This is a genomic window from Janthinobacterium sp. GW460-12-1-14-LB5, assembly GCF_059423585.1.
In genome coordinates this window covers 1-11,866 of sequence record NZ_JBWKYD010000027.1, presented here as the reverse complement: position 1 = coordinate 11,866, position 11,866 = coordinate 1, and the positions used below count along the sequence as shown (strand labels likewise).

The 11,866-nt window shown below is 63.5% G+C and carries 11 protein-coding genes; 9 read left to right on the top strand and 2 right to left on the bottom strand.

Annotated elements, in window-relative coordinates:
• Window position 1 precedes the first annotated feature (1 nt).
• Genes AC07X6_RS23610 through ppnP form a run of 7 tightly spaced genes read left to right on the top strand, consistent with a single transcriptional unit; the run spans window position 2 to window position 7,157 of the window.
• Window positions 2-460: a chemotaxis protein CheW gene (locus AC07X6_RS23610; RefSeq protein WP_474290058.1), complete on the top strand. Its 459-nt coding sequence runs from the start codon at window positions 2-4 to the stop codon at window positions 458-460.
• Window positions 457-1,707, top strand: a complete 1,251-nt coding sequence (locus AC07X6_RS23605) for a CheR family methyltransferase (RefSeq protein WP_494792564.1) — start codon at window positions 457-459, stop codon at window positions 1,705-1,707. Before AC07X6_RS23610 ends, AC07X6_RS23605 begins: the two co-directional genes overlap by 4 nt.
• 9 nt (window positions 1,708-1,716) lie before the next feature.
• Window positions 1,717-2,403, top strand: a complete 687-nt coding sequence (locus tag AC07X6_RS23600; protein ID WP_494792563.1) for a chemotaxis protein CheW — start codon at window positions 1,717-1,719, stop codon at window positions 2,401-2,403.
• On the top strand, window positions 2,400-4,718 hold the full coding sequence (locus AC07X6_RS23595; RefSeq protein WP_494792562.1) for a hybrid sensor histidine kinase/response regulator: 2,319 nt from the start codon (window positions 2,400-2,402) through the stop codon (window positions 4,716-4,718). Before AC07X6_RS23600 ends, AC07X6_RS23595 begins: the two co-directional genes overlap by 4 nt.
• Window positions 4,719-4,728: 10 nt before the next feature.
• On the top strand, window positions 4,729-5,781 hold the full coding sequence (gene cheB / locus AC07X6_RS23590; protein ID WP_230542315.1) for a chemotaxis-specific protein-glutamate methyltransferase CheB: 1,053 nt from the start codon (window positions 4,729-4,731) through the stop codon (window positions 5,779-5,781).
• 10 nt (window positions 5,782-5,791) lie between these two features.
• Entirely contained in the window at window positions 5,792-6,817 is a 1,026-nt protein-coding gene (locus AC07X6_RS23585; protein WP_268994085.1) for a diguanylate cyclase, read from the top strand.
• Window positions 6,818-6,842: 25 nt separating this feature from the next.
• Complete coding sequence (gene ppnP / locus AC07X6_RS23580) at window positions 6,843-7,157, top strand: pyrimidine/purine nucleoside phosphorylase (protein ID WP_474290053.1); 315 nt, start codon at window positions 6,843-6,845, stop codon at window positions 7,155-7,157.
• On the opposite strand, the gene murB is transcribed toward ppnP, so the two are convergent.
• A complete protein-coding gene (gene murB, locus AC07X6_RS23575; protein WP_494792561.1) occupies window positions 7,158-8,186 on the bottom strand; it encodes a UDP-N-acetylmuramate dehydrogenase in 1,029 nt (342 codons plus the stop codon).
• Window positions 8,187-8,371: 185 nt separating this feature from the next.
• On the opposite strand from murB, the gene AC07X6_RS23570 reads away from it, so the two are divergent.
• Window positions 8,372-8,857: a YajQ family cyclic di-GMP-binding protein gene (locus AC07X6_RS23570; protein WP_034759416.1), complete on the top strand. Its 486-nt coding sequence runs from the start codon at window positions 8,372-8,374 to the stop codon at window positions 8,855-8,857.
• A gap of 185 nt (window positions 8,858-9,042) precedes the next feature.
• On the top strand, window positions 9,043-10,308 hold the full coding sequence (locus AC07X6_RS23565; RefSeq protein WP_230542318.1) for a nitronate monooxygenase: 1,266 nt from the start codon (window positions 9,043-9,045) through the stop codon (window positions 10,306-10,308).
• 54 nt (window positions 10,309-10,362) lie between these two features.
• Here AC07X6_RS23565 and AC07X6_RS23560 read toward each other — a convergent pair whose 3' ends face one another.
• The gene (locus AC07X6_RS23560) at window positions 10,363-11,661 is read right to left on the bottom strand and encodes a leucine-rich repeat-containing protein kinase family protein (protein WP_494792604.1); all 1,299 of its coding nucleotides are present in this window, start codon (window positions 11,659-11,661) and stop codon (window positions 10,363-10,365) included.
• Window positions 11,662-11,866 lie beyond the last annotated feature (205 nt).

Below are 11,866 nucleotides of genomic sequence, written 5' to 3'. Positions count from 1 at the left end.
CATGAAAGTACTGCTCTTTCACATCGGACGCGACCGCTACGGCCTGCCCCTGGCCGGCATCGTGCGCGTCTTGCCGCTGCTGGAGCTGAAGCAGTTGCCGCTCACGCCCGATTACGTGGCCGGCCTGATGGACTTGCACGGCACGCCCGTGCCCGTGATCGACCTGTCGCGCCTGGCGGGGCTGCCGGCCGCCGCCGCGCAGTTCGACACGCGCATCGTCATCGTCGACTACCGCGCGCCTGGCGGCGCAACCGCACACGCGCTGGGCTTGCTCGCTTCGCAGGTGCGCGGCATCGCCGACCTCGATGCGGAACAGCTCGAGGATAGCGGCGTGGCGACGGCGCCATTCCTGGGCCAGGTGGCCAGCGATGCCGACGGCATCGTGCAACTGGTCGAACTCGAACACCTGCTGCCGCCCGACGTGCGCGCGCTGCTGTTTCAAGACGCGAGCGCGGCATGACGGCGCAAGCCCTGCTGCGCCGCGCGACCGGCCTGTCCGTCTCCAGAACCGTGGCCGAGCGGGCCGTCAACCAGCGCATGGAGCAGACGGGCTTTACGGATAGCGCAGCCTATCTGCAGGCGCTCACGCCGGCCGAAATGACCCAATTGATCGAACTGGTGGTGGTGCCCGAATCGTGGCTGTTCCGCGACCCGCAGGCGTTCTACGCCACCGTCGAACTGGTGCAGGAACGCTGGGCGCGCGGACGCGCCACGCGCATCCTGTCGATCCCGTGCGCGGGCGGCGAGGAACCGTATTCGATGGCCATGGCGCTGCGCGACGGCGGCGTGCCGAAACAGGCGTTCAGCATCGACGCCTATGACCTGAGCCCCGGCTGCATCGAGCGGGCGCAGGCCGGCGTGTATGGCCGCAACGCCTTCCGGGCGCAGGACGTGGCCTTCCGCGAACGCTATTTCACGCACGTGGCCGACGACGCCTACCGCATCATCGACGCCCTGCGCGAGCAAGTCACCTTCAGGCAGGGCAACCTGCTGCAATTCGATACGGCCACCTACAGCCGCCATTACGACGTCATCTTCTGCCGCAACCTCTTGATTTACTTCGACAAACCGACCACGCGCGCCGCCATCGCCAATCTGTCGGCCCTACTGGCCGATGACGGCATGCTGCTGGCCGGCTATGCGGAAGTGCCCTCGTTCTGCCAGAACGGCTTTGCGACGCTGCAGTTCCGCCAGGCCTTCGCCCTGAAAAAGGACACGGCGGCGCCAGCCAGTCCCGTGCAGCTGGCACCGCTGCCGGCCGCGCGCCCCCTGCGCAGCGTGCCGCCCGCGCCCAGGCGCGCTGCCGTAGCAGCCCCCTCTTCCGTCGCGCCCGTCCCACCGGCGCCGCGCACGCGCCCCGTGTCCGTGCCGCCGGCGCCGGCCGCGCCAGCCGATTTGCTGGCCGAGGCGCGCCTGCTGGCCGACCGTGGCCAGCTGCGCGAAGCGGGCGAAAAATGCCACGCCCACCTGGCGAAAGTGCCCGAGGCGGCGGAAGCGTATTTCATGCTGGGCATCATCAATGAACTGGCCGGCAAGATGGACCTGGCCGACGATTACTGGCGCCGCTGCATCTACCTGCAGCCCGACCATTACGAGGCGCTGTGCCATTTGTCCCTGCTGGCCGAACGCAATGGCAACCACACGGCCGCCGCCACCCTGAAGGCGCGCGCGGCGCGCATCTACCAGCGCCGCCAGGCGTCCAACTAAGGGGCACGCATGACAACCATCATCGCCAGCGAGACTCTGGAAACCATCGACGACTGCTGGAACCATATCGGCGTGGTCGGCGACCAGAGCTGTCCCAAACTGCCCGCCAACGTCCATTGCCGCAACTGCGAGGTGTATGCGGGCGCCGCGCAGCGCAACCTGCAGCGCCCCGTGGATGCGCACTACCAGCGCGACTGGGCCAGCCACTTCCGCCAGCTCGACGCGGGCGGCGAAGTGCGCGACAGCTCGGCGCTGGTGTTTCGCATCGGCCGCGAATGGCTGGCGCTGCCCACGCAGGTGTTCGATTCCGTGGCGCCGCAAGCCAGGCCGCACGTGCTGCCGCACCGCGGCGGGCGCGGCCTGGCCGGCATCGTCAATATCGGCGGCAAGCTGTATCCATGCATGTCGCTGGCACACCTGCTGGGCATCGACGAACAGGGCGCGCCAGCGGCCCGCGGCCGCCACACCTTTGCGCGCCTGCTGTTGCTGCGCTGGGAAGAGCAGGCCTATGCGCTGCCCGTGGCCGACCTGCACGGCATCGTGCGCTACGCCTCTGCCAAGGTGCAGGCGCCGGCGGCGACCATCAACAAGGGCCTGTCGCGCTATCTGTCCGGTGTCATCACCGAGGGCGACATGCGCATCGGCTGCCTCGACACGGCGCTGATCGGCTTTCAACTTGCGAGACTATTACGATGAGCCAGGACCAGCACGGCGACCTGAGTGCCTTTTCCATGCTGGATCTGTTCCGCATGGAGGCGGACAGCCAGACCCAGATTCTGACCGACGGCTTGCTGGCCATGGAGCGCCATGCGGGCGACGCGGCCGCCGTCGAATCGATGATGCGCGCGGCGCACTCGATCAAGGGCGCCGCCGCCATCGTCGGCCTGCAAGTGGTGGTGCAACTGGCGCACGGCATGGAAGACAGTTTTGTTGCCGCCCAGCATGGGCGCCTGAAACTCACGCCGGAGCGGGTCGACGTGCTGCTGTCGGGCGTCGACCTGATCGTGCAGCTGTCGCGCCTGGACGACGCGGGCGCCGAAGCGTGGCTGGCCGCGAATGCGGCGCAGATCGACCAGACCCTGAACGCCATCGCCGGCATCGCCGACCTGCCGGAGCTGCCGGCCCTGCCTGCGGCCCCGCCACCGGTGCCGGCGGCTGCGGCTGCGGCTGCGCCACTGCAGGTGGAAGTTGCCGAACAGCAAGTTCCCGTGGCCAGCGGCCTGGCCGGCGAGGAAGTGGAACCGGCCGCCGCGCCTGCGCCCCGCACGGGTGCCGCACCGGCCAAGGCGCCGGCGCAAAACTTCGACAAACTGCTGTCGCTGGCCAGCGAATCGCGCATCAATGCGCACCAGATGCACCCGTTCATCGGCGCCCTGCAGCGTTTCAAGCGCAACCAGAGCAGCCTGTTTTCCGCCATCGAGCACCTGCATGAAGCCATTTCCCGTTCGGGCGATGCGGGACTGATGGAAAAGTCGCTGCTGGCACTGCAAAAGACGCAGCCGCTGAAGCAGTTCATGCTCGAGCACATCGCCGACATCGAAACCTATGAACGGCGCCTGCTGGCCGTCTCGCAAGGCATGGTCGACGAAGTGCTGGCCCTGCGCATGCGCCCTTTCCGCGACGGCATCCACGCGTTTCCCCGCATGGTGCGCGACCTGGCGCGCAGCCTGGGCAAGGAAGTGCAGCTGGAAATCGAGGGCGAAGACACCCTGGTCGACCGCGACATCCTGGCAAAGATCGAAAGCCCGCTGAACCACATGCTGAGGAATGCCATCGACCATGGCATGGAAGGCCCGTACGAGCGCATCGACGCGGGCAAGGAGGCGCTGGGCACGATACGCATGGAAGCGCGCCACCGCGCCGGCATGCTGAGCATCGAGATCAGCGACGACGGGCGCGGCGTCGACCTAGAAAAAATCCGCCAGTCCGTCATCGAGCGCAAGATGGCCAGCCCCGCCATGGCCGCCGCGCTGTCGCCGGGCGAGCTGCTGGAATTCCTGTTCCTGCCCGCCTTCAGCCTGAAAGCGACGGCCAACCAGCTGTCCGGACGCGGCGTGGGCCTCGATATCGTGCACGAGACGATACGCCAGCAAAACGGCACGGTGCGCCTGGAATCGGAGCCGGGACGGGGCTTCCGCGCCCTGATTACCCTGCCGCTGACGCAATCGATCGTGCGCGCGCTGGTGATCGACATCCACGGCGAAGCCTACGCCATCCCCATCGTCAAGGTGGAAAGCGTGGTGCGCGTGCCGCAAGCGGCCATCCATACGCTGGAAAACAAGCAGTTCTTTGAGCTCAAGGGCGAGCATCTGGGGCTCGTGTCTGCCGCGCAGGTGCTGGAGCTGGGCGAAGCGGCCAGCCAGGCCGAAGACTTGCCCGTGGTGGTGATCGGGCGCGGCAAGCAAAGCTATGCGCTGGTGGTGGACGCCATCCGCGGCGAGCAAAGCCTGGCGGTGCAGGCCATCGATCCGATCTTCGGCAAGATGCGCGACATTTCCGCCGCCGCCCTGCTCGACGACGGCGAGCCGGTGCTGATACTCGACGTGCCCGATCTGCTGCTGTCGATCGACAAGCTGCTGCACGAGGGCGGCCTGCACCAGCTGGCGCAGGCTGGCCACGCGCAGCAGCGCCGCGCCAAGCGCATCCTCGTCGTCGACGATTCGCTGACGGTGCGCGAAATGGAGCGCAAGCTGCTGCTGGCGCGCGGTTTCGAGGTCGACGTGGCCATCGACGGCATCGACGGCTGGAACGTGGTGCGCAGCGGCGAATACGACCTGGTGATCACCGACGTGGACATGCCGCGCATGGATGGCATCGAACTGGTCTCGCTGATCAAGAAGGACCTGCACCTGCACAAGCTGCCGGTGATGATCGTCTCGTACAAGGACCGCCCGGAAGACCGCGCGCGCGGCCTGTCCGCCGGCGCCGATTATTATCTGACCAAGGGCAGCTTCCACGACGAGACCTTGCTCGACGCAGTAGCCGACCTGATAGGAGATGCCCGCTTATGAGTTGTACTTCATGAAAATTGCCATTGCCAACGATGTCGCCATGGCCGCCGAAGCCCTGCGCCGGGTGGTGGCCAGCACGCAGGAACACCAGGTGCTGTGGATTGCCCGCACCGGACTCGAAGCCGTGCGCATGTGCGAAGGCAACCGCCCCGACCTGATCCTGATGGACCTGAACATGCCGGAGATGGATGGCGTGGAAGCGACGCGCCTGATCATGGAGCAAAGCCCGTGCGCCATCCTGGTGGTCACGGGCCGCCCGCAAGACAATGTCAACCAGGTTTTCCGCGCGCTGGGCGCGGGCGCGCTCGACGTCACCGCCACGCCGGTGCTGCAGGGACAAGTGGGCGGCGACAGCGAACTATTGGCCAAGATCAAAACCATCGGCAAGCTGATACGCCACAGCGCCGAGGCACCTCCGCCGCGCCAGGCCGTGGCCAATGGCGGCGAACGGGGCGATGGCCAGGTATCGACCCTGGTGGCCATCGGCGCCTCGACGGGCGGGCCATCGGCCGTGGCCAAGGTGCTGTCCGGCTGGACGGCGCCGCCCGGCTGCGCCATCGTCGTGGTGCAGCATATCGATGAAACCTTCGCCTCGCACTTCGCCAAGTGGCTCGATGACCAGCTCAGCATGCCCGTGCGCGTGATCGCCGAAGGCGACGAACTGGTATCGGGCACGGTACTGATCGCCAAGACCAACGACCACCTGCTGCTAGATCAAAATTATCGTTTGGGTTACGATGCAGCACCGCGCGAGTATGTTTACCGCCCGTCCGTCGATGTATTCTTCAACTGCGTGGCGCAGCACTGGCGCGGCGACGCCATCGGCGTATTGCTCACAGGCATGGGACGCGACGGCGGCGATGGCTTGCTGGCCATGCGCCGCGCCGGCAAGACGACGATTGCGCAAGACCAGGCCAGCAGTGCCGTGTACGGCATGCCGCGCGCGGCAGCCGAACTTGATGCGGCGCAGTACATCCTGCCCCTGGATAGAATAGGCGCCAGCCTGCGCAGCCGCCTGGGCGCCAAACTCAACAATGGGTGGGAGCCCTCCCCTAACATCTGAAAAGAATGCAATGCCAGAATTCTCCTCGAGCTTCATCCAGCACGAACCCGCATTGACCGAATTCAAGGTCAGCGTCCTGCTGGTGGACGACCAGTTGATCATTGCCGAGGCAGTCCGGCGCATGCTCAGCGACCAGCAGGATATCGAATTTCATTATGTGACCGACGCCACGCAGGCGCTGGACACGGCGCTGCGCTTGCAGCCGACCGTCATCCTGCAAGACCTGGTGATGCCGGGTATCGACGGTTTCGCCCTGATCCAGCTGTACCGCGAAAACGAGGCGCTGGCGCACGTGCCGGTGATCGTGATGTCGGCCAAGGACGACCCGAAACTGAAGGCGCACAGCTTTGCCGTCGGCGCCAACGATTACGTGGTGAAACTGCCGGACCGCCTGGAGTTGCTGGCGCGCATACGCTATCACTCGGCAGCCCACATCAGCCGCTTGCAGCGCGACCAGGCCTTTCGTTTCCTGCGAGAAAGCCAAAAAAACCTGGCGGACGCGAATATTGAATTACAGAAACTGGCCGCCCTCGATGGCTTGACGGGCATCGCCAACCGCCGCCGCTTCGATGAAACCCTGCAATTCGAATGGCAGCGGGGCCAGCGCGACAAAACACCGCTGAGCCTGCTATTCTGCGACATCGACCATTTCAAAAGCTATAACGATCACTTTGGCCACCTGGCTGGCGACTTGTGCCTCAAAAAGGTCGCCGCCGTGCTGACGGAACATTTGAAACGCCCGGCCGACCTGGCCGCCCGCTACGGTGGCGAAGAATTCGCCCTGATCCTGCCGGAAACGGAAGCGGCCGGCGCGCTGCTGATCGCCGAAGCATGCCGGCGCCATCTGGAAGGCTTGCAGATCGAGAACCCGGCGGCCAGCACGGGCATCGTCACCATCTCGATCGGCGTGGCCACCGTCGTGCCATCGCCCGACTCGACGGTCGAGCAACTGATCAACCGCGCCGACCAGGCCCTGTACGCGGCCAAGCGCGGCGGACGCAACAGCGTGCTGAGCGCTGATGACGTCGAAGACTGATTTTTAACAGCAAGGAAAGTGAAGCATGAGCACACAACTGGACAATGTCAGCGTCGTCAAGAAGTCGAATATCTACTTTGATGGCAAATGCGTGTCGCACAACGTCATCCTGGCCGACGGCACGAAAAAAAGCGTGGGCGTGATTTTCCCGTCATCGTTGCGCTTCAACACGGGCGCGCCGGAAATCATGGAAGTCGTCGGCGGCGTGTGCAAGGTGCGCCTGGCCGACGCGACGGAGTGGAACAGCTATGGCGCGGGCCAGGAATTCAAGGTTCCGGGCAATAGCTATTTTGATATTGAAACGGTGGAGACGCTCGATTACGTCTGCCATTTCGCTTAATTAGACAAACACAGGCTCGGGCGACAGGCGCACGCCATATTTCGCCTCTACATCATCCTGTATCGCTTCCGCCAGCCGGGTAATGTCCGCGCCACGAGCGCCGCCATTATTCACCAGAACCAGCGCCTGCTTGGGATACACTCCCGCGGGCCCCAGGTTTTTCCCCTTCCAGCCGCACTGATCGATCAGCCAGCCGGCCGCCAGCTTTTCCGTGCCATCGGGCTGCACATGGTGCACCAAGGCAGGAAAACGTTCCAACAAGGCAAGACATTGCTCGCGTGACACCACCGGATTCTTGAAGAAGCTGCCCGCATTGCCGATCACGGCCGGGTCGGGCAATTTTCTGCGGCGGATCGCCATCACCGTCTCGGCCACCTGTTGCGGCGTCGGTTCGGCAAGATTACGCTCGGCCACGGCCTGCGCCAGTTCCGCATAGCGCAAGTTCGGCTGCCACTGGGCCGGCAAGGCAAACGTTACTTCCAGCACGATCAGCTCGCGCCCGTCCGCCTGCTTGAAGATGCTGTCGCGGTAGGCGAAGCGGCAGGCGTCGCGGTCCATGTCGAAGACGATGCCGCTGGCGCTGTGCATGACGCTCACGCTATGCAGATAATCCTTGATTTCGACGCCATACGCGCCAATATTCTGGATAGGCGCCGCGCCCACCGTGCCGGGGATCAGCGACAGGTTTTCCAGCCCGCCCACGCCTTGCGCCAGTGTCCATTGCACGAAATCGTGCCAGTTCTCGCCGGCCGCGGCCGTGACGAGTATCGTGTCGAAATCGGCCTGCGCCAGGCGCATGCCGCGCGTGGCCATGTGCAGGACGGCGCCGGGAAAGTCGCCCGTCAGCACGATGTTGCTGCCGCCGCCCAGGATCAGGCGCGGCATGGCGGACAGGGCGGGATCTTGCAGCGCCGCCTGCAATTCGGCCTGCGAAGTGATGCGTACGTAGGCGGCCGCATTGGCCGTGATGCCGAAGGTATTCAGGCGCTGGAGGTTGTAATTGTGTTCGATGGTGAGCTCTGGATGCATGGGATAGGGAAATTTTGCTCGATTATAGAGCGAAAGCGACAAAAAACCACCTCAGGACAAGGGCGACTTGCCCGTTGTCCGTTAAAATGTCGCATCTTTAACAGGGCCATCCCATGGCGCAGAATCAGCCGCCAAGGCCCAGCGCGCCGAGCGCGCGCTCGCTTTAACAAGAAAAGGAACAGACCATGCCGTCATTTGATGTAGTCTCCGAAGCCGATATGATCGAAGTCAAGAATGCCGTCGAGCAATCCAACAAGGAGATCACGACCCGCTTCGACTTCAAGGGCAGTGACGCCCGCGTCGAACACAAGGAAAACGAATTGACCGCGTTTGCGGACTCGGAATTCCAGCTCAGCCAGGTACGCGACGTGCTGACGAATAAATTGACCAAACGCAAGGTCGATGTGCGCTTCCTCGACGAAGGCGACATCAAGAAGATCGGCGGCGACAAGGTCAAGCAGATCATCAAGATCAAGAATGGCATCGAATCGGATGATGCCAAGAAAATCGTGCGCGTCATCAAGGACAGCAAGATGAAAGTGCAAGCGAGCATCCAGGGTGAAGCCGTGCGCGTCACGGGCGCCAAGCGCGACGACCTGCAGGCGGCCATGGCCATGCTGCGCAAGGACGTGCCCGACATGCCGCTGGAATTTAATAATTTCCGCGATTAATTTCGATGATGCGCACGCTCCGGCCTGCGCTTGCGCCCGCATGGTGGCAAGCTCTGCCTCGGAGAGCCCGCCCGCTTGGGGTAGAATTGAAGCTGCGCACAGCTACATGCGCCCGCGCGCCTGACCGGCAGCGGGTTTGACCGTACATCTGGCTCAGTGATAACCACGGTAGTCTAAGGATAGCAATGAAACGTGTTGATGATTTCCGCCTGCGATTTGGCAAAAAAGAATATGTGCCCATCATGATAGGCGGAATGGGCGTGGATATTTCCACGTCGGAGCTGGCCCTGGAAGCGGCCCGGCTGAACGGTATCGGGCATATCTCCGATGCCATGGTGGAAGACGTGTCGGATCGCCGGTTCGACACCACCTTCGTCAAAGACAAGACGAAACTGTACAAATTCAACATCAATAACAGCGACAAGGCCGTGGTGCAATTCGACCTGGGCCGCCTGGCGGAAGCGCAGCGCCTGCATATCGGCCGCACCATGGAAGCGAAAAAAGGCGATGGCTTGATCTTCGTCAATTGCATGGAAAAGCTGACCATGAACGGCCCCCGCGAAACCTTGCGCGTGCGCCTGAATGCGGCGCTGGACGCGGGCATCGACGGCATCACCCTGTCCGCCGGCCTGCACTTCGGTTCGTTCGCCCTGATGGCCGACCATCCCCGTTTCCGTGACGCCAAGCTGGGCATCATCGTCTCGTCCGTGCGCGCCTTGCAGATTTTCCTGCGCAAGAACGCCAAGCTGGACCGTTTGCCCGACTTCATCATCGTCGAAGGACCATTGGCCGGCGGCCACCTGGGTTTCGGCATGGACTGGGCCAATTACGACCTGCACACGATCACGGCGGAACTGCTGGCCTACCTGAAGGCGGAACAGCTGGACATCCCACTGATCGCCGCGGGCGGCATCTTCACGGGCAGCGACGCCGTCTCCTTCCTGGAAGCGGGCGCGGCCGGCGTGCAAGTGGCGACGCGCTTTACCGTCACCAAGGAATGCGGCTTGCCAAACAAGGTCAAGCAGGAATACTACAAAGCCTCGGAAGAAGACATCATCGTCAACGGCGTCTCGCCGACCGGCTACCCGATGCGCATGCTGAAGAACACGCCCGCCATCGGCGCCGGCATCCGTCCAGGTTGCGAATCGTATGGCTACCTGCTCGACGCGACGGGCAACTGCGCGTACATCAACTCGTACAACCGCGAAGTTGCCGCCCATCCGGAACAAAAAACCGTCGTCGTGATGGACAAGACTTGCCTGTGCACCCACATGCGCAACTTCAACTGCTGGACTTGCGGCCACTACACGTATCGCCTGAAGGACACCACGCATAAGCTGGACAATGGCGAATACCAGATCCTGACGGCCGAACACGTCTTCAAGGACTACCAGTTCAGCGTCGACAACCAGATCGCCCTGCCGGAAAAAGAAATCCAGGTAGCAAGCTGAATCTTGCCAGCCTGACATAAAAATGGCGCAGCCTGCGAAGGCTGCGCCATTTTTTTATGCGGGGAACATTTCCAGCAATTGCCGCTCGATCACGTCAAACTGTGGCCGCAGCAGCACGTCTTCCTGCAGGCAAGCTTCCTGCACGGCCTGCAAGACGGGCAAGGGGGCAGCGCAATGCGCGATCAACTCGCCCAGCAACACGCCAAAGGCGCGCGCCTCTATGCCCTGCAGCAAGTCCCCTTGCGACGAGCCGGGCGCAAACATGGACGCCGCGCCGAAGTCGCCCAGCAGGCAGGCGCCGCCGTCCGCATGCAGGATGTTGTGCGCATACAGGTCGCCATGCACGATGCCGCGCCCATGCAGCTGGCACACGGCCGAGGCGATGCCCTGGGCAATGGCCAGCGCTTGCGCTGCGTCAAAGCGCACACCCTCGGCATACACGTCGCGCGTGCACGACGCCAGACTGGGCGGTCCGGCCAGGTTGCGGAAGGCCGTATCGATCAGCGGCATGACGAGCCCGGATGCCCCCTGCGGATGCGCATCAAGCGTTCCCAGGATGGGGATCAGGCCCGGATGGGCACCGGCGCTGACACAGGCCGCCATTTCGCTGCGCGGCAAGCCATCGCTGGTCATCGCCCCCTTGAATACTTTGACGGCGACATCCGTGCAGCCATCGAGGCGGGCACGGGAAATCACGCCCGAGGCCCCCTCCCCCAGCTGCTGCGCCAGTTGCAGGCGCGGCCAGGCCACGCCCGCCGTCCCGGCGCCGCTCAGGGCCGCCAGTTCACGCGCTTGCGTGAAGGGATTACCCGCATACGCGAGCCAGCTCAGGCGTGGCAAGGACAGCAGGCAGTCGGGCAGCGCAGTGAAACGGTTGGCGGCGATGCGCACCAGTTCCAGCTGGCGGCAGTTCGCCAGAGAAGCAGGCAAGTGACTCAAGCAATTGCCTGCCAGCATGAGTTTCTGCAATTGCCCACACTTGCCCAGTTCGTCCGGCAAGGCCTCGATGGCATTATCGGTCAGGGTCAGCCAGCGCAGCCTGGATGGCAAGGCTGCGGCCGGCACGTGGCGTATCCGGTTCGCCTTGAAGCCGATCATTTCCAGTGCAGGACAGGAACCGAGCACGGCCGGCAAGGTAGTGAACAGATTATCCGAGCAAAAAATGATGCGCAACTGGTGCAGGCGCGGTAAATCGTCGGGCAGCGTGGACAGCGCATTGCCGGACAGGTCGAGGATTTCCAGGCTGTCGGCCAGGTCGAAGATCTCACGGGGGAAGTCCGCCAAGCCGCAGGACAGTGTCAGGCGGCGCAGGCCGGCCAGTTGGCCAGCACGTAATTGCTCCAATGTATGCACAGCAGACAAGATATCCCTTTCAAAAACCCGGCAAGCGCTGGCGTAGATAAAATCAGCGGACGAAAAAAAACCCGACCATTGCTGATCGGGTTTTTCTCTAGGTGGAACAGCCGGGGGCTGTTTCACCAAATAACAAGCCTGACGATAACCTACTTTCACACTGGTTGCAGCACTATCATCGGCGCAAAGTTGTTTCACGGTCCTG

Bases quoted from the DNA above. Each gene is read 5' to 3' on its own strand.
- ppnP (WP_474290053.1), top strand. From the start codon at position 6,843: ATGAGCACACAACTGGACAATGTCAGCGTCGTCAAGAAGTCGAATATC.
- murB (WP_494792561.1), bottom strand. From the start codon at position 8,186: ATGCATCCAGAGCTCACCATCGAACACAATTACAACCTCCAGCGCCTG.
- AC07X6_RS23585 (WP_268994085.1), top strand. From the start codon at position 5,792: ATGCCAGAATTCTCCTCGAGCTTCATCCAGCACGAACCCGCATTGACC.
- AC07X6_RS23565 (WP_230542318.1), top strand. From the start codon at position 9,043: ATGAAACGTGTTGATGATTTCCGCCTGCGATTTGGCAAAAAAGAATAT.
- AC07X6_RS23605 (WP_494792564.1), top strand. From the start codon at position 457: ATGACGGCGCAAGCCCTGCTGCGCCGCGCGACCGGCCTGTCCGTCTCC.
- AC07X6_RS23570 (WP_034759416.1), top strand. From the start codon at position 8,372: ATGCCGTCATTTGATGTAGTCTCCGAAGCCGATATGATCGAAGTCAAG.
- AC07X6_RS23610 (WP_474290058.1), top strand. From the start codon at position 2: ATGAAAGTACTGCTCTTTCACATCGGACGCGACCGCTACGGCCTGCCC.
- AC07X6_RS23600 (WP_494792563.1), top strand. From the start codon at position 1,717: ATGACAACCATCATCGCCAGCGAGACTCTGGAAACCATCGACGACTGC.
- AC07X6_RS23595 (WP_494792562.1), top strand. From the start codon at position 2,400: ATGAGCCAGGACCAGCACGGCGACCTGAGTGCCTTTTCCATGCTGGAT.
- cheB (WP_230542315.1), top strand. From the start codon at position 4,729: ATGAAAATTGCCATTGCCAACGATGTCGCCATGGCCGCCGAAGCCCTG.